The sequence below is a fragment of the Micromonospora sp. CNZ286 genome (assembly GCF_014207755.1).
This window is the reverse complement of sequence record NZ_JACHIZ010000001.1, coordinates 6,832,449-6,849,993: the sequence shown is the minus strand read 5'-3', so window position 1 is coordinate 6,849,993 and position 17,545 is coordinate 6,832,449. Positions and strand designations below refer to the sequence as shown.

14 protein-coding genes are annotated in these 17,545 nt (G+C 72.1%); 13 read left to right on the top strand and 1 reads right to left on the bottom strand.

Going from position 1 to position 17,545, the window contains the following annotated elements; genetic code table 11:
- Positions 1 to 486 precede the first annotated feature (486 nt).
- From FHX31_RS30880 to FHX31_RS30840, 9 genes are all read left to right on the top strand, one after another.
- Positions 487 to 2,322 (top strand): Wzz/FepE/Etk N-terminal domain-containing protein, encoded by a 1,836-nt coding sequence (locus FHX31_RS30880; protein ID WP_184977632.1) that lies wholly within the window; start codon positions 487 to 489, stop codon positions 2,320 to 2,322.
- Entirely contained in the window at positions 2,319 to 3,326 is a 1,008-nt protein-coding gene (locus FHX31_RS30875; protein WP_184977631.1) for a DUF3048 domain-containing protein, read from the top strand. Before FHX31_RS30880 ends, FHX31_RS30875 begins: the two co-directional genes overlap by 4 nt.
- Positions 3,323 to 4,807: an O-antigen ligase family protein gene (locus FHX31_RS30870; RefSeq protein WP_013289272.1), complete on the top strand. Its 1,485-nt coding sequence runs from the start codon at positions 3,323 to 3,325 to the stop codon at positions 4,805 to 4,807. The genes FHX31_RS30875 and FHX31_RS30870 overlap by 4 nt, the downstream gene beginning before the upstream one ends.
- Positions 4,807 to 6,012: a hypothetical protein gene (locus FHX31_RS30865; protein WP_013289273.1), complete on the top strand. Its 1,206-nt coding sequence runs from the start codon at positions 4,807 to 4,809 to the stop codon at positions 6,010 to 6,012. The genes FHX31_RS30870 and FHX31_RS30865 overlap by 1 nt, the downstream gene beginning before the upstream one ends.
- 17 nt (positions 6,013 to 6,029) lie before the next feature.
- Positions 6,030 to 6,893 (top strand): sulfotransferase family protein, encoded by an 864-nt coding sequence (locus FHX31_RS30860; RefSeq protein WP_013477472.1) that lies wholly within the window; start codon positions 6,030 to 6,032, stop codon positions 6,891 to 6,893.
- Entirely contained in the window at positions 6,860 to 8,473 is a 1,614-nt protein-coding gene (locus FHX31_RS30855) for an oligosaccharide flippase family protein (RefSeq protein ID WP_013289275.1), read from the top strand. Before FHX31_RS30860 ends, FHX31_RS30855 begins: the two co-directional genes overlap by 34 nt.
- A gap of 28 nt (positions 8,474 to 8,501) precedes the next feature.
- Positions 8,502 to 9,431, top strand: a complete 930-nt coding sequence (locus FHX31_RS30850) for a sulfotransferase family protein (RefSeq protein WP_030272655.1) — start codon at positions 8,502 to 8,504, stop codon at positions 9,429 to 9,431.
- Between the two features lie 143 nt (positions 9,432 to 9,574).
- Positions 9,575 to 10,618, top strand: coding sequence for a glycoside hydrolase family 26 protein (locus FHX31_RS30845; RefSeq protein ID WP_013477474.1), 1,044 nt, complete (start codon positions 9,575 to 9,577; stop codon positions 10,616 to 10,618).
- Between the two features lie 188 nt (positions 10,619 to 10,806).
- On the top strand, positions 10,807 to 13,893 hold the full coding sequence (locus tag FHX31_RS30840) for a malectin domain-containing carbohydrate-binding protein (protein ID WP_184977630.1): 3,087 nt from the start codon (positions 10,807 to 10,809) through the stop codon (positions 13,891 to 13,893).
- A 96-nt stretch (positions 13,894 to 13,989) separates the two neighbouring features.
- Here the strand turns inward: FHX31_RS30840 and FHX31_RS30835 are convergent, their stop codons facing one another.
- The gene (locus FHX31_RS30835) at positions 13,990 to 14,382 is read right to left on the bottom strand and encodes a CBS domain-containing protein (RefSeq protein WP_013289279.1); all 393 of its coding nucleotides are present in this window, start codon (positions 14,380 to 14,382) and stop codon (positions 13,990 to 13,992) included.
- Positions 14,383 to 14,494: 112 nt separating this feature from the next.
- Between FHX31_RS30835 and FHX31_RS30830 the strand changes: the two genes are divergently transcribed.
- From FHX31_RS30830 to FHX31_RS30815, 4 genes are all read left to right on the top strand, one after another.
- Positions 14,495 to 14,950, top strand: a complete 456-nt coding sequence (locus FHX31_RS30830) for an NUDIX domain-containing protein (RefSeq protein WP_235437298.1) — start codon at positions 14,495 to 14,497, stop codon at positions 14,948 to 14,950.
- Positions 14,951 to 15,020: 70 nt separating this feature from the next.
- Positions 15,021 to 15,752 (top strand): phosphocholine cytidylyltransferase family protein, encoded by a 732-nt coding sequence (locus FHX31_RS30825; protein ID WP_047890502.1) that lies wholly within the window; start codon positions 15,021 to 15,023, stop codon positions 15,750 to 15,752.
- Complete coding sequence (locus tag FHX31_RS30820) at positions 15,740 to 16,807, top strand: iron-containing alcohol dehydrogenase family protein (protein ID WP_091413337.1); 1,068 nt, start codon at positions 15,740 to 15,742, stop codon at positions 16,805 to 16,807. The genes FHX31_RS30825 and FHX31_RS30820 overlap by 13 nt, the downstream gene beginning before the upstream one ends.
- A complete protein-coding gene (locus FHX31_RS30815; RefSeq protein WP_013289283.1) occupies positions 16,782 to 17,504 on the top strand; it encodes a CDP-alcohol phosphatidyltransferase family protein in 723 nt (240 codons plus the stop codon). Before FHX31_RS30820 ends, FHX31_RS30815 begins: the two co-directional genes overlap by 26 nt.
- Positions 17,505 to 17,545: the final 41 nt, after the last annotated feature.

Genomic DNA, 17,545 nt, shown 5'->3' with positions numbered 1-17,545 from the left:
ACGCGGATGACGCGTCCGGATTTTTGTGAATGCCCCTCGGACGCGTCCTGACAACCTACTGGCGCGCCCCTGGGCAACTGAAGGGGCCATTGGACGGATCCTGACGCGCCGGTCGGCTCACCTCTCGATTCCCGTCACCGGGATGCCCACCGGCCGGCCACCGTCCAGGTCAGCCCGGTTCGCCCCGCGCCGCCGGGGCGGGCCAGCGGAAGAAAGTGAGATGTGTCAGGATTCCGTCACCGCTCCGCACGAGAGCCGTCGGCGACGCCGGCTTATCCGGGGACAGGTCGGGCCCGACACCGGGAAACCCGCCGAATGGTCAGCGCCGATCGGCCATTTCTACGCGGGCTGCCCACACCCGGGCAGGCTTACCGGAACGTGAGCAGACTTTCCCTCGTCGTTCGGATCGGGGACACTCAAGGCCACGGTCAGGTCCAGCTGTGCCGTGGACTGCCCGGCTCGGTCGAAAGGGAGCGACAGACTCTGATGCCCTCACCCCATTTGGCCGAGAGCGACGCCGACGGTCTTGCCCTGATGGCCTACCTGGGCTGGCTGCGCCGCCGCTGGTGGATCCTGCTGCTCGCCGCGGCCCTCGGTCTCGGTGGTGGGCTGGCGCTGAACCAGATCCAGGAGGCGCGCTACACCTCGACCACCTCGCTGCTGGTGCGCCCGCTCGGCTCGGGCGCGGAGAGCAACCCCAACGCCAAGGTCAACCTCGACACCGAGGCCCAGGTGGTCCGCTCGCTGGTGGTGGCCGAGCGGGCCAAGGCGCTGATGAAGGTCGACACCGGTGCCGACCAGCTGGTCAAGTCGGTGACCGTCAAGGTGCCGCCGAACAGCCAGATCCTCCAGGTGGCGTACGAGGCGAACAGCCCCGAGGGCGCCCAGTCGGGCTCGCACGCGTTCGCCCAGGCGTATCTGGACCTGCGCAAGGCCACCGCGCAGAAGGCGCTGGAGAACGAGACGACCGCGCTCAAGCAGCAGATCGCCGAGCTGCAGAAGCAGCTCAGTGCCGTCGCCGGGCGGATTGCGGCGTCGCCGTCGAACTCGCCCGAGCGGGAGCGGGCCGAGGCCGAACGGAGCCTTCTCACCAGCCAGATCACCGGCCTGAACAACCGGCTCAGCCCGCTGGTCTCGGCCGGCTCCGACCCCGGCGAGATCATCTCCGACGCCCGTCTCCCCGACTCGCCCAGCTCACCGAACCGCACGCTCAACCTCGCCAGCGGCATGGGCGCGGGCCTGCTGCTCGGCATCGTGCTGGCGCTGGTGCTGGACCGGCTCGACACCCGGATCCGGCGCGGTCGCGACATCTCCGACCGGGTCGGCCTGCCGCTGCTGCTGGAACTGCCGGTGCGCGCGCCGTCGCTGGCCGTCCTGCCGGCCACCCACCGGGTCTCCCGCGAGCTGGGCCGGCTGCGCAACGTGCTGCTGTCCGCCGTGCCCGAACCGGCGCAGGGCGGGCGCGGTCGCCAGTTGCTGATCTGCGACGCCTCGGCCGGCACCGCCGCCGGATTCGTCGCCGCCAACCTCGCCGCCGCGTACGCCCGTACCGGCCAGCAGGTCGCGCTGATCACCACCAAGCCCGACTCGACGGTGGGCGCCATCACCGGCGTGGCCGAGGGCCGGCACAACCTGGCATCGGTGCTGCGCCGCGACGTACCCCCGCTCAAGGCGCTCGCGCCGGTGCCGGGGCTGGGCCAGCTCCGGGTGCTGGTGCCGGGCGACCTGGACGCGGAGGTCGAGCTGCCGGTCGCCGGTCTGCTGGAGATCATGCACGAGCTGTCCGCGCGCTTCGACCACGTGATCATCGAGACCGCGCAGCCCACGTTCGCCGTGGAGGCCCAGGCCCTGGGCCGGTACGTCGACGCCGTGATCATGGTGGCCGAGGCGGGCAAGACCCGCAGCGGTGAGATCACCGCCGCCCTGCAGCAGTTCGAGCAGGTGAACGCGCCGGTGATCGGTGCCGTGCTGGCCCCGCGCCTGCCCGCCCCGGTGGCCGGCGCCGCCCGGCCGGCGTCCTCGGGCGGTGCGAGCAGCACGTCGGGCACGCCGAGCACGCCGGTGGCACCGGCCAACCGGCCCAAGCCCCGGCCGAGCCCCGGCCCGTCCGCCGAGTCGACGATGGTGCTGCCGCGCATGCAGTCGTCCCGCCCCGCCCCGGCGAAGCCGGCACCGGGCAAGGCCACCCCGCCGCCGAACCCCGGCAACCAGGGCATGCCGGGTAAGCCGGTGCCGCTCAACGGCACCGGCGGCACGTACCGCTCCCGGGGTGACGGCGACGGCCGCAGCTACGCGCTCGACTCCGGCGAGGACCTGGGGTGAACCGCCGGCAGATGCTCCGCGCCGCCATCGCCCCCGCCGTCGTCCTCGGCGTCGGGGCGGGGTGCAGCGAGCCCGAGCCCAAGCCGGGCAAGGTCCAGGTGGTGGACCCGGGCGACGTCACCGCCTCGCCGTCATCGGCCAGTGCCTCGCCGACCCTGCCCACCGGCCCGCTGACCGGCGCGCCGGTGAGCACCCCGGCCGCCGCCACCCGCCAGGCGGTCGCTGTGCCGCTGCGGGTGAGCCCCGCGACCACCCCGGCCGGCCTGGACGCCGCCGACCTGGTCTACGCCGAGTTCGCCGAGTCCGACACGCTGCACCTGACCGCCGTGTTCCACTCCAAGGACGCCACCAAGATCGGCCCGGTCACCGAGATCCGGCCGGTCGACATCCGGTCGCTCGCCGTGCTGCGCCCGTTCGTCGGCTACGACGGCGGCCCCACCGGCTTCCTCACCCAGTTCGAGAACTCCGACCTCGACGGCGTGACGCCCGACGACGACAGCAAGGTCTTTTCCGGCGACTACACGTCGACCGCCGCGCTGCTCAAGGCCGCCCCGAAGGGCGGCCAGCCGCCCACCCCGCCGATCGACCACGCCGGCGAGGGCGACGCGCTCGCCGCCCGCGACCTCGCGCCGGCCACCGAACTCACCGTCACCGTCTCCGGCGGCCCGCCGATGGTCTGGCGGTACGACCAGGCCAAGTCCGTCTGGGTCGGCAAGGTCGGCAAGGTCACCGTGACCGCCGCCTCCGTCATCGTGCTGACGATGGAGTACCGCACGCTGGACGTCCGCAACCCGTCCCCGCGTTCGCTGCCCTCGGCGAACGTCTTCGGTGAGGGCGCGGTGCTGGCGGTGTCCGGGCCGAACAGCGCGAAGGGCCGGTGGCGCAAGCCCGGCCTGGGCATGGTCTGCACGCTCGCCGACACCGGCGGCGATCTCCTGCACCCCCAGCCCGGCAACGCGTGGGTGATCTACGCGCCGACCACCGCCAAGGTCACCGTGAAATGAGCACCGCCACCCCGCCCCGCACCGCGCGCGGGACGGTTCCGGTCGGGGCGGTGTCGCCGCCGGACGGGAACCGCCTGCGGCCGGTGACGGTACGGCCGGAGAGCTGGTCGTGGCGGCTGCCGACGGCGTGGCCGCTGATCTCGGTCTTCCTGCTGTACCCGCTGTGGTGGGTGCTCGGCGTGTCGAGCTTCGTCTTCGTCATCTTCGCGGTGCCGATGGTGGTGCAGATGCGCAAGCGGGGCCCGATCCGGGTGCCGCCCGGCTTCGGGATCTGGATGGTCCTGCTGCTCTGGGTGTTCCTGTCCGTGCTCACCCTCGACCTCACCGCGCCGAACACGCTGCCACCCGGCGGCAGCGGCAAGTACATCGGCTGGGGCATCCGGCTCGCCAACTACGTCGCCATGACCGTGACCATGCTCTACGTCTACAACCTGCGGGAGCGGGAGCTGTCCCAGCGCCGGATGGTCCGCCTGTTCGGGTTCATGGGCGTGGTCGTGGTGCTCGGCGGCTGGATCGGCTCGCTGTTCCCGAACCTCACGTTCGTCGCGCCGCTGCGATTCGTCCTGCCCCAGTCGATCGCCGGTCACCCGTACGTCACCTCGCTCATGGAGATCAAGTTCGCCCAGGTGCAGCAGGTGATCGAGGGGGAGGCCAGCTCGCCCCGCCCGTCCGCGCCGTTCACCTACACGAACTCGTGGGGCCAGAACACCGCCATCCTGCTGGTCTGGCTGATCGTCGGCTGGGTCGTGCTGGGCAAGCCGATGCGCCGTACCGCGGGCGTGGCGATCGCCCTGGCCGCGATCTTCCCGATCGTCTACTCGCTGAACCGGGGCCTCTGGATCGGTCTCGGCATCGCCGCCGCGTACGTCGCGCTGCGGCTCGCGCTGCGCGGCCGAATGGTGGTGCTCGGCGGGCTCGCCCTGGCGGTCGGGCTGATCGGGGTGCTGATCGTCGCCACACCGCTCGGCCGCACCTTCGACGAACGCCTCCAGAACGGCCACAGCGACGACATCCGGACCACGCTGTCCCAGGGCGCGGTCGCCGCGGCCAACCACTCGCCGATCCTCGGGTACGGCGGCAACCGGGCGCTGATCGGCAGCAACCGGTCCATCGCCATCGGCAAGTCCGAGGACTGCAAGCAGTGCGGCAACCGGGAACTGGGCAGCAACGGCCAGGTCTGGGCGCTGCTCGTCGGGCAGGGCTGGGTCGGCGCGATCTGCTACAACGCCTTCTTCATCTACTGCATCTGGCGCTACCGCCGCGACCACAGCGCGATCGGCATCGCCGGCACGCTCATCCTCATCCTCATGCTCTTCTTCCAGTTCACCTACGGTGCGATGGAAGCGACACTCGCCTACGCCCTGATCACTGTCGCCCTGCTGGCCCGCAACGACCGGATACGCCGGTCCCTCGCGCCGGCGCCACCCCAGGGCACGATCGCCGGGCTACGGGCCCGACTGGAAAAGACCGGTGACAGCTGATGGTGTTCCGCGTACCCCCGGACGGCGACGGCCGTGCCGCGTACCTCGGTGAACTGGCCGGGCTGATCTGGCCCGCGCCGGCCGAGCCCAGCCTGCGCCGCGGCGGCGCCGGCTGGGTGGTGGTGCCCTCGGCGTCCCGCCCCCGGCTGCTCGTGCCCACCGGCTCGGGCCGGGCGGCGGCGAGCGCGGTCCGGCACTCCACCGAGGCGGTCGGCCGCAAGGCCAAGCTGGTCCGGCAAGGGCTGTCCACGGCGTTCCGGCTCGGGCTGGGCCCACTGGTGTTCCGCGACCGGCTGGTGGTCGACGGCGGCGGGCTGGACGCGCACCTGACCGAGGTGCTCGGCGAGCCGGCGCTGGTGAGCCTGCACATCGGGCCGGCCCGGGCGAACCGCAAGCCGGTGCTGCAACTGCTCGCCCCGGACGGCCGGGCCCTCGGGTACGCCAAGCTCGGCGTCGACCCGCTGACCCGCGCGCTGGTGCACGCCGAGGCGGACGCGCTGCGCCGCCTCGCCGAGGTGCCGCTCGGCCCGGTGGTGCTGGCCGGGGTACGCCACCACGGCGACTGGCACGGCCACGCGCTGCTGGTCCAGGAGGCGCTGCCGGTGCGGCTGCCCCGGGCCACCCCGGCCGCCGCGGAGGCGGCCGAACGCGACGCGATGGTGGCGGTCGCGGGCTGTCTCGGCGTACGCCGGCAGTCCTGGGCGGCCAGCGGGCACGCGGCCCGGCTCACCGAGGCGGTGGACGCGCTCGGACCCCGGCCGGAGGCCGGGCGGCTGCGCGCGGCGCTGAAGTCCGTCGCGGACGCCGACCCGGTGGTGGCCTTCGGCGCCTGGCACGGTGACTGGAACGGCGGCAACAGCGCCGTGCTGGCCGACGGCCGGGTGCTGGTCTGGGACTGGGAGCGGTTCGAGGCGGACGTGCCGGCCGGGTACGACGCGCTGCACCTGGCGGTGCAGGGCGCGATGAGCCACGACGGGGTGGAACCGGTCGAGGCGGCCCGAGCGCTGATCGCCGGCGCCGGGGCCACCCTGGCGCCGTTCGACCAGACCGGCGGGGGCGCCGATCTGGTCGCCGTGCTCTACCTGGTGGAGCTCGCGGCGCGCTACCTGCGGGACCGGCAGGCGGAGGCGGGTGCGCGACTGGGGCACGTCGACACCTGGCTGCTGCCCGCCGTCGAGGAACACCTGGCCCGCCGGGCCGGGTGAGAGTGAGGAGTGGGGACGTGACGCTGGCCAAGGAGCAGGCGCTCCGCGCGGTGAAGTCGGTGAGCCGGACGGTCGGCCGGCTGACCGCCGGTTCGCGGATGGTGCCGGGATTCCTGATCGTGGGGGCGCAGCGCTGCGGCACCACCTCGCTGTTCAAGACGCTGTCGCAGCATCCCGGTGTGCTGCCGCCCGCCTACCACAAGGGCGTGCACTACTTCGACATGGACTACCACCGGGGGATGAGCTGGTACCTCGGGCACTTCCCCACCACCGGCAAGGCCGAGGCGGTGAAGGCCCAGATCGGGGTACGCGGGATCACCGGCGAGTCCAGCCCGTACTACATGTTCCATCCGCTGGCCGGGCAACGGATCGCCCGGGACCTGCCCTCGGTGAAGCTGCTGGTGCTGCTGCGTGACCCGGTGGAGCGCGCCTACTCCGCGCACTCGCACGAGCTGGCCCGCGGCTACGAGACCGAGGCGGACTTCGAGCGGGCGCTCGCGCTGGAGGAGTCCCGTACGGCGGGCGAGCGGGAGCGGATGATCAGCTCCGCGTCGTACGCCAGCGAGCACCTCCAGCACAACGCGTACCTGGCCCGCGGCCGCTACATCGAGCAGCTGGAGCGCCTGGAGGCGCTGGTCGGCCGGGACCGCATGCACGTCATCGACAGCGACGACTTCTTCGCCGACCCGCGCCCTTCCTTCGACGCGGTCTGCGACTTCCTCGGGCTGCCCCGCTGGGCGGACATCGCGTTCGGCAAGCACAACTCGCGCTCCCGTTCGCCCATGTCGGCGGAGCTGCGGACCCGGCTGGAGGACCACTTCGCGCCGTACGACGAGCGGCTGGCGACGTGGTGGGGACGCGTGCCGTCGTGGCGGCGGTGACGCGGGCGGACGCCGGCGGCACCCCGACGCTCACCGCACCGCCCCCCGGGCCGGGCGCGGGGCTGGGCGGCGCGGCCCGGCAGGGCTTCGCCAACCTGGTCGGGGTCGGGCTGGCCGCGGTCGCCGGCTTCGGCCTGAACATCGTCATCGCCCGCGGCTGGTCGGTCCGCGAGGCGGGCATGTTCTTCGCCGCCACCAGCGCGTTCATGATCGCCGCGTCGGCGGCCCGGCTCGGCACCGACGTCGGCACCGTCTACTTCGTCAGCCGCCAGCGCACGCTCGACCGCCGCGACCAGATCCGGGGCACCATCCTGGTCGGGTTGCTGCCGGTGCTCGTGGTCGGCACGCTGCTCGGGCTGGCCGGCTGGCTGGCCGCACCGGCGCTGGCCCGGGCCACCATGCCGGAGGCCGGGCCGGAGGCGGTGACCGCGCTGCGCATCCTGCTGGCGTTCGTGCCGCTGGCCGCGCTGAACGACTACGCGCTCGCCGCCTGCCGCGGCTTCGGCCAGATGCGCCCGCTGCTGACTGTTGAGCGGCTCGGCCGCACGCTGGTGCAGTTCCTGGGTGTGGCGGTGGCCGCCTGGCTCGGCATGTCCGCCACCGTCGCGCTGCCGCTGGCCTGGGTGGTGCCGTACCTGATCGCCGCGGTGGTCGCGCTGTTCTGGCTGAGCCGGCTGGTCGGCCGGGCCGGGCGGCAGGTGACCCGGCCGGTGCCGGCGCGCGAGCTGGCCGGGCCGTTCTGGCGGTTCACCGGGCCCCGCGCCGTCAGCAGCCTGGCCGCGATCGTGGTGCAGCGGCTGGACATCGTGCTGCTCAGCGCGCTGCGCGGCCCGGCGGACGCGGCGATCTACACGGCCGCGACCCGGTTCCTGGCGCTGGGTCAGCTCTCCAGCGTCGCGCTGTCCAGCTCGGTGCAGCACCGGCTGGCCGCCGCGTTCGCCCGCGACGACCGGGCCGAGGCGCGCCAGCTCTACCAGGCCGCCACCGGCTGGCTCGTGCTGCTCTCCTGGCCCGCGTACCTGATCTTCGCGGCGTTCGCCACGCCGATGCTGGCACTGTTCGGATCCGGGTACGGCGACGGACGTCGGGTCGTGGTGCTGCTGGCGCTGACCATGCTGCTGGCCACCGGCTGCGGCATGGTCGACATGGTGCTCAACATGGCCGGGCGCACCGCGTGGACGTTCTACAACGCGATGACCGGCACCGTGCTCAACGTGGTCGGCAACCTGGTGCTCATCCCGCGGTACGGCATCCTCGGCGCGGCCCTGGCCTGGACCGTCTCCATCCTGGTCACCAACCTGGTGCCGCTGACCCAGCTCTGGTGGTCGATGCGGCTGCACCCGTTCGGCGCCGGTACCCGGGCCGCGATGGCGCTGGCGGTGGTCACGCTGGGTCTGCCGCTCGGCCTGGCGACCCTGCTCGGCGCCGGTCCGCTGGTACTCGCGCTGGTGACGGTCGCCGGGCTGGTCGCGTACGCGACGGGCGTCTGGCGCTGGCGGCGCACCCTGCACCTCGACGCGCTGCGCGCCCTCCGCCGCGGCCGTAACCGGGCCGGGGCGGACCCGGCCGCCCAGTCCTGACCGATCCTGCGCACCGATGGGACCTTCGATGACAAGCGACTCCCCCGCCCCGCACTCCGGCCTGTCCACCGTGAAGGCCGCGAAGCTCGCCGCGGTCGGTCTCCTGGCGGACCGCAAGGAACGCCGCGAGCTGGAACGGCCGGTCGAGGGGGGCGGCCGCCGGCTCACCCTGAAGGTGGAGCGTCCGATCTTCATCCTGGGCGCCCCGCGTTCCGGCACCACGTTCCTCGGCAGTTGCGTCGGCGCGCTGCCGGACGTGTCGTACCACTTCGAACCGCGCCTGACCAAGGCGGTCGCCCGCTGTGTCTACGAGGGAAGCTGGACGCCGCAGCGGGCCGCCCGCTACTTCCGCGGCTACTACGGCGCGCTGCTCGCCGCGTCCGGGCACGGCGGCCTGCGGTTCGCCGAGAAGGACCCGGAGAACTGTTTCATCGTGCCGTTCCTGACCGAGGTCTTCCCGGACGCGGTCTTCCTGCACGTCTACCGGGACGGGCGGGACGTGGCGGTGTCGCACGCCGAGCAGCCCTGGCTGAACGCCGCGTCCACCGGCACCGGCCGCAGCGGCCGGGGCGGTACGCCGTGGGGCGCCGCGCCCCGGTTCTGGGTGGAGCCGGAGCGGCGCGAGGAGTTCACGCAGGTCTCCGACCTGGGCCGGTCGGCCTGGATGTGGCGGCGGTTCACCAGCAGCGCGCTCACGCAGCTCGCCGAGCTGCCCGCGGAACGGGTGCGGCACCTGCGGTACGAGGACATCGTCACCCGCCCGGCCGAGGCGGCCGAGGTCGTGGCCGACTTCCTGGAGGTCGGTGACCCGGCCGGGCGGGAGGCGCTGCACGCCCGCTTCGCCAAGGCGCGGCCGGGCTCGGTGGGCCGGTGGCGGCAGCGACTGACCGAAAAGGATCTGGCCGACGTGATGGCTCAGGCCGGGCCGCTGCTGACGCAACTCGGCTACCCCGCCTGAGCGCCGCGTCACAGGTAGAGTGCCAGGGGTCGCCCGCCCGGCCCGGCGTGCCTCTCCGCCCACGCGGATCCGTCAGGGCCCCATACCGTGGCCGGCGACCGTCCTGGGGAGAGGTTGCGGTGGTACGACGGTTACGACTGACGATGGCTGCCGTGCTGGGCCTGGCATTCCTGGCCCCGGCCGTGGCGGCCTGTGACATCGGCTCGGAGCGATCCGACGAGACGGCGACGGCGGTGCCGCCCCCGCCGACTGTGACACCGCGGACCGCTCCGGTCCGCACCACCGGGTGGGGGCCGGAGCCGCCGGAGAAGGGGGCCTGGCTCGGCACCTGGGTCAAGCCGCAGTACCACAACGCCAGCGGGCGGGCCGCGGCGTTCGACGCGTTCAACCAGGCGGCCGGCGGCAAGCTCGCCATCGCGCACATGTTCCACGAGTGGAACGAGCCGTTCCCGAGCGCCACCGAGAAGTTGTTCCAGTCCCGGGGCAAGCTCCAGATGATCTCGTGGCAGGGCACCGACACCCGGTCCACGGTCAGCGGCGTCTACGACGCGCTGATCCGGGAACGCGCGAAGGACGTCAAGGAGTTCGGCGTTCCGGTGCTGCTGCGTTACCGGTGGGAGATGGACCGGCCGAACCTGGCCGCGAGCATGCACTCGCCGGAGGACTACGTCGCCGCCTGGAAGCACGTCCGCGGCATCTTCGCCGAGATGGGCGTCACCAACGCCGGGTGGGTGTGGTGCCCGCACGCGGACGGGTTCGCCGAGCCGCAGCGCCGGGCCGCCGCCTACTACCCGGGCGACGACCAGGTCGACTGGCTCTGCGCGGACGTCTATCCCAGTCCGGAGTGGAACAGCTTCTCCAACCGGATGGACCACTTCATGGCGTTCGCCAAGAAGCACCCGCGACCGGTCATCATCGGCGAGTACGGCCTGACCCAGGACGGGCGGCCGGGCCAGCGGGCCGAATGGATGCGCGAGGTCGGGCCGTACCTGAAGAAGCACCCGCAGATCAAGGCGGCGGTCTACTTCGCGGCCCGGCAGACGGAGAAGCCCATCTACGACAGCACCTTCGGCAACGACCCGGAGAGCGAGCAGGTATTCCGGGAGATGGCGACCGATCCGTACTTCCAGCCGCCGATGCCCGACCTGAGTGTTTCCTCAGGAACACCCTCCGTGTCCACCAGGTGATCGTCGTTCGTCTTTTCGTGTGACCCGGTGCGTTTCCTCGGTCAAAAAGGCCCAACCCGGGTGGACGGGCGACGGCCGAATGCGAGAAGGTATTGCTCTCACGTCTGCGGTCGGTCGGGTGACGCCCCGCCTCATGTCGGCACCGACCACGATCGCAGCGCCTCCGACGTTTCCCCCCGGAGTAGCCTGTGGCTTCCTCGATCCTGAGACACCGCTCGGTGTCCGCCTTCGGCGCTGCCGTGCTCGGCATCGCCACCTTGTTCACACCGGTACCGGCGCTCGCCGCGCCGGCCGCGGCGTCCGCGCCCGACCACAGCACGATGGTCGGCGAGGTGCCCTCGGAGAAGACGCCGAACATCAACGACGGCAACGTCGTGGCCATCCACGACGCCGGCAGCAAGGTGATCGTCGGCGGCTCGTTCACCAACGCGCAGAACCGGGGTTCCTCACCCACCCCGGTCGAACGCCGCGGACTGCTCGCCTTCGACAAGGCGACCGGCAAGATCGACAACGCGTTCGCGCCGGTGCTCGACGGTGACGTCACCGCCGTCATCGCCGGCCCGACCCCGGGCACGGTGTACGTCGCCGGCAAGTTCAACAAGGTCGGCGACAAGAACTTCCGCAAGCTGGCCCTGCTGAACGTCGCGGACGGCACCCCCGTCGACGGGTTCAAGGGCCCGGCGTTCAACGGCACCGTGAACGACATCGCGCTCGTCGACGGCCACCTGCTGGTGGGCGGCATCTTCACCACTGTGACCGCGACGACCAACCGCAACGGGCTGGCCTCGCTGAACCCGACCACCGGTGCGGTGGACGACTACCTCACCGTGTCGCTCACCGAGCACCACAACTGGACGCCGACCAACAACGGCGCCTCGGCCGGTGTCGGTACGGAGAAGCTCGCCGTCTCCCCCGACGGCAAGCACCTCGTGGTGATCGGCAACTTCAAGAAGGCCGACGACGTCGTGCACGACCAGATCGTGCGGATCAACCTGGGCGAGAGCTCGACGACCGTCGCCGACTGGAACACCGACGGCTACTCCGCGGCCTGCAAGTACGCCGCGTTCGACTCGTGGGTGCGCGACATCCAGTTCTCCCCGGACAGCAAGTACTTCGTCGTGGTCACCACCGGCGCGTCGTACCCGGGCACGCTCTGCGACTCCGCGGCCCGCTGGGAGACCGCCGCCAGCGGCGACGGCCAGAAGCCGACCTGGACGAACTTCAGCGGCGGCGACACCTTCCTCTCGGTCGGCATCAGCGAGAAGGCCGTCTACGTCGGCGGTCACTTCCGCTGGTCGAACAACCCGCTCGCCCGCGACAAGGCCGGACCGGGCGCGGTGCCGCGGGCCAGCATCGCGGCGCTCGACCCGGTGAGCGGCCTGCCGCTGTCCTGGAACCCGGGCCGCCACCCGCGCGGCTACGGCGTCACCGAGATGCTGGTGACCCAGGAGGGCCTCTGGCTCGGCAGCGACCAGGAGTACATCGGCAACTTCGACTACCAGCGCAAGCGGCTCGCCTTCTTCCCGCTGGACGGCGGCAACGCCCCGCACTCGACCAGCACCAAGGGTCTGCCGGGCAACGTCTACCAGGCCGGTCGCGCGGCGCAGACCGAGGTGCTCTACCGGGTCAACGCCGGTGGTCCCGCCATCCCGGCCACCGACGGCGGGCCGGACTGGGCCGCCGACAGCGCCACCGAGCCCAGCCCGTACCACAACACGGGCAACCAGGTCACCAGCTACACCACGAACGCGACGTTCGACCCCACCGTGCCGGCGAGCACGCCGGCCACGCTGTTCAACACCGAGCGGTGGGACGAGGCGACCGCGCCGGACATGCAGTGGGACATCCCGGTCGCGGCCGGCACCCGGGTCGACGTCCGGATCTACATGGCCAACCGCTGGTCCGGCACGAGCAAGCCGGGCGCCCGCAAGTTCGACGTCAGCATCGACGGCGTGCTCAAGCTGAACGACTTCGACCCGGTCGTCACCGCCGGCGGGACCGACCGCGGCACCATGCAGTCCATCTCGGTGGTCAGCGACGGCGTGGTCGACATCGACTTCGGCCGGGTGCTCCAGAACCCGCTTCTGCACGGCATCGAGATCGTCAAGACCGCGCCCACGCCGGACGCCTCCGACGTGCTCTACCGGGTCAACGCGGGCGGCGACCAGCTGGCCGCGCCGAGCGGCCCGGCCTGGGCTGCGGACACCGCCGCCGCGCCGAGCACCTACCACAACGCCGGCAACCAGGTGACCAGCTACACCACGAACGCCTCCCTCGACGGCACGGTGCCGTCGGGCACCCCGGTGGAGCTGTTCAACGCGGAGCGGTGGGACGAGTCGCCCGCGCCGGACATGCAGTGGGACTTCCCGGTCCCGGCCGGCACGCCGGTGCAGGTGCGGCTCTACCTGGCGAACCGCTGGGCCGGCACCGCCACCGCCGGCAAGCGCAAGTTCAACGTGACGATCGACGGCGTGGTCAAGCTGAGCAACTTCGACCCGATCGCCGCGATCGGCGCCACCAACCGGGGCACCATGCGCGCGTTCCCGATCACCAGCGACGGCAACATCGACATCGACTTCGGTCGCGTCCTGGAGAACCCTCTGGTGCAGGGCATCGAGATCGTCAAGCTGCCCCCGGTGCCGCCGGCCACCACCGTCGACAGCATCACCAAGCGCACGTACGACGGTGCGACTTCGGTCGGCAACGCGATGTCGGTGCCGAACGCGGACAACACCGGCTGGTCGGGCGTCAAGGGCGCCTTCTGGGTCGGCGGTGACCTGTTCTACGGCGTCGGCGGCGACCTCTACAAGCGCTCGTTCGACGGCAGCGAGTTCGGCACCCCGAAGAAGCTGGACCCGTACCACGACGCCAAGTGGGACCTGGTCGTCACCGGCTCCGCGCCGGAGGGCTCCACGTACGCCGGCATGACCGGTAACTTCTCCGCCGAACTGCCGAACGTGACCGCCATGTTCTACAAGGGCGGCCGGATCTACTACTCGCTGGCCGGTCAGAGCACGCTGTTCTGGCGCGGGTTCGCGCCGGACACCGGCACCGTCGGCGCCGAGCGCAACACGGTCACCGGCACCACGGCCTTCGCCGACGCGGGCGGCCTGTTCCTGGACGGCGACACGCTCTACGTCGTCTCCCGGAGCACCGGCACCCTGTCCTCGATGGCGTGGTCCGACGGCGTGCCGACCGGCTCCGCCACGGTGCGCAGCGGTCCGAGCGTCGACGACGTGGACTGGCGCGGCACCTCGGTCTTCGTCGGCCCCTGACGGGCGGGCACGACCGGAACGGAACAGATACGACGATGGCCCGGCCGATATCGGCCGGGCCATCGCCCTTTCCCCGGCGCGTACGCGCCGGGCGGATCAGGTACGGGTCGGTGCGTGCTCACCCGCCCAGACCCGCATCAGGTCCCGTACCGAGATCACTCCCGCCACCTCCCGGCCGTCGAGCACGACCAGGTGACGGAACCCGCCCCGGGCCATCGCCGCGGCTGCCTCCTCGACCGTCCAGTCCGGGCCGGCGTAGACGACGTCCCAGGTCAGGTGTGCCCCGGTGCGCTCGACATCCGGGTCGAGCCCGGCGCCGATCGCCTTCAGCACATCGCGTTCGGTCATGATCCCGACCCCCTCGGAGTCCGGGTCGATCACGACCGCCGACCCGACACCGCGGGCCGACATCATCCGGGCGGCCTGCCGGAGCGTGTGCTCCGGCCCGACCACGAGTACCTCGCTGGACATCGCTTCCCGTACCTGCATCACACATCACCCCTGTGGGACGGCGACTGAGTACGGACATGGTGGGCCATCGATGCGTACCGGGACAAGAACGGGCATCGCCGGAGACGGCCCGGATGGCTACTGTCGGAGGGTGCCCACCGAGCCCCTCCGCTGCGCCGGCGCGCTGATCGTCGACGACGACGGCCGCATCTTCATCCAACGCCGATCCCCCGAGCGACGCCTCTTCCCGAACTGCTGGGACATCGTCGGCGGCCACCTCGAACCGGGCGAGGAGATCGACGACGCGCTGCGCCGGGAGGTCACCGAGGAGACCGGCTGGGCCCTGTCGCACGTGCTCGGCCTGGTCGGCGAATACCGGTACACCGCCGACGACGGGCTGACCCGGGTGGAGACCGACTTCCTGGTCCGGGTGGACGGCGACCTGAGCCGGCCCCGGCTGGAAGCCGGCAAGCACACCGAGTTCCGCTGGCTTGCGGAGTCGGAGATCGCGCTGCTCGACGAGCACCGGGATGTCAACGACGGAATGATCCGGCGGATCGCGGAGGACGGCTTCGCGGCGCTGCGCTCGATCGGGCTGACGGGCTGAACCACTCCCGGTCGGTGCCCGGCGATATCCTCGCCGGGTGGAATCGGGTCGAGAAGAGGAGCGTGTCGGCATGATCGGGATGGTGCTCGCCGCAGGTGCGGGGCGCCGGCTGCGGCCGTACACCGACACCCTGCCCAAGGCCCTGGTGCCGGTCGACGGGGAGACCACCATCCTCGACATCGCGCTGCGCAACCTCGCCGAGGTGGGGCTGAACGAGGTCGTGATCGTGGTCGGCTACGCGGCCGACGCGGTGCGGCAGCGCCAGGCCGCCCTGGAGGAGAAGTACGGCGTCACGATCACCCTGGTTTACAACGACAAGGCCGAGGAGTGGAACAACGCGTACTCGCTCTGGCTGGCGCGTGAGCACTTCTCCCGGGGCGTGCTGCTGGTCAACGGCGACACCGTGCACCCGGTGAGCGTGGAGAAGACGCTGCTGGCCGAGCGCGGCCCGGGCATCCTGCTCGCCGTGGACACGCTCAAGCCGCTGGCCGAGGAGGAGATGAAGACCACCTTCGACGCCGCCGGCCAGCTCACCCGGATCACCAAGCTGATGGACCCGGGCGAGGCGTACGGCGAGTACATCGGCGCGACGCTCATCGAGCCGCAGGTGGCCGAGCCGCTCGCGGACGCGCTGGAGGCGACCTGGCGGCGCGACCCGAACCTCTACTACGAGGACGGCTACCAGGAGTTCGCCGAGCGCGGCGGCGAGGTGCGGGCGGCCCCGATCGGCGACGTCTCCTGGGTCGAGGTCGACAACCACGCCGATCTGGCCCGGGCGCGGGAGATCGCGTGCCGCTACTAGCCCGCAGCGTCCTCACCCCGCTGCACATCGACGTGCGGCGGGGCGCGGTGGCCGACCTGGCGGCGATCCTCTCCGACGGGCGGATCTCGGCCGGTGGCGACGTCGCCGTGGTGGTCGGGCCGGGGCAGGGCGAACGGATCGCCGAGCTGATCCGGCCGTCGCTGCGCTCGGCCGACGTGTTCACGGTGGCCGGGGGGACGCTCGACGCCGCCGACGACCTGGGGGCGAAGCTGCGCACCCGGTCGTACGACGCGGTGGTCGGCATCGGCGGCGGCAAGACCATCGACGTGGCCAAGTACGCGGCGACCCGGCGAGGGCTGCCGATGGTGTCGGTGGCGACGAGCCTCGCCAACGACGGCATCGCCTCCCCGGTGGCGAGCCTGATCACGGAGGGCCTGAAGGGCTCCTACGGTGTGCACATCCCGATCGCGGTGATCGTGGACCTGGACTTCGTGGAGGCCGGGCCGGAGCGGCACAACCGGGCCGGCGTCGGCGACGTGGTGAGCAACATCAGCGCACTGGCGGACTGGGAACTGGCCCGGCGGGTACGCGGTGAGCGGGTCGACGGGCTGGCCGCCTCGCTGTCGCGCGCCGGCGCCGAGGCGGTGCTCAACCACCCGGGCGACATGAGCGACGACGGCTTCGTCACGGTGCTCGCCGACGCGCTGATCTCCAGTGGTCTGGCGATGGCGATCGAGGGCACCAGCCGGCCGTGCAGCGGCGGCTGCCACGAGATCATGCACGCGATCGACGCGCTGTTCCCCGGCACCGCCTCGCACGGCGAGCTGGCCGGGCTCGGCGCGCTGTTCTGCACCTACCTGCGCGGCGACGAGCGCCGGTTCGCCGAGATGGCGGCCTGCCTGACCCGGCACGGGCTGCCCCGGCTGCCGGCCGAGGTCGAGCTGACCGACGACCAGTTCGTCGAGGCGGTGCAGTTCGCGCCGGCCACCCGGCCGGACCGCTACACCATCCTCGAACACCTCGCGATGTCCGCTACCGAGACGCGGGAGCGGCTGGCAGACTACGCCGGTGCCCTCCGCGACCACATTGGCTGAGCCCCGTCCCACCGTCGCCGACTTCCACCGGGTCAACCGGGGAGGCGGCCTGTTCAGCGAGTCGATCAGCCAGTGGATCGGGGCGGCCTTCGCGCTGGCCGCGCAGCGCCTCGGGTTGCGCCCGACCGCGCTGACGCTCGCCAACCTGGTGCTGGGGCTGGCCGCCTCGGTCACAGTGGTGGCGCTCGCCGACGACGTGGCCGCCGGCACCGTACCGGCCTGGGTGGTCGGGCTGGTCGCCCTGGTCGCCTGGCAGATCGCGTACGCGCTGGACTGCGCCGACGGGCAGCTCGCGCGGGTGACCGGTCAGGGCAGCGCGGCCGGCGCCCGGATCGACGTGCTCTGCGACGTGGCCGCCCAGATCGCGCTGGTGGCCGCCATCGGCGCGACAGCCGTGGCGCAGCGCCCGTCCACGCCGGTCTGGCTGGTGGCGGTGTTCGCGGGCACCTGGATGGTCAACCTGGTGACCTCGGTGATGCAGTCGGGGCCGAACGCGGCGAGCATGGTGACCTCGACCTCGCTCCCGGTACGCCTGGTCAAGCTGGTCCGCGACTACGGCGCGGTGATCTTCCTGGCCGGCCTGGTGCTGGCCTTCGCCCCCGCGCTGGCGCTCTGGCTGATGGTCGCGTTCACCGTGGTCAACGGCGGATTCCTGCTGGCAAGCATCGCCTTCTCCGCCCGCGCCTCCCTGCGGTAAGGAAGGGCCCCTTCTTAACGCCTCGTGCATTGAAAGGGGCC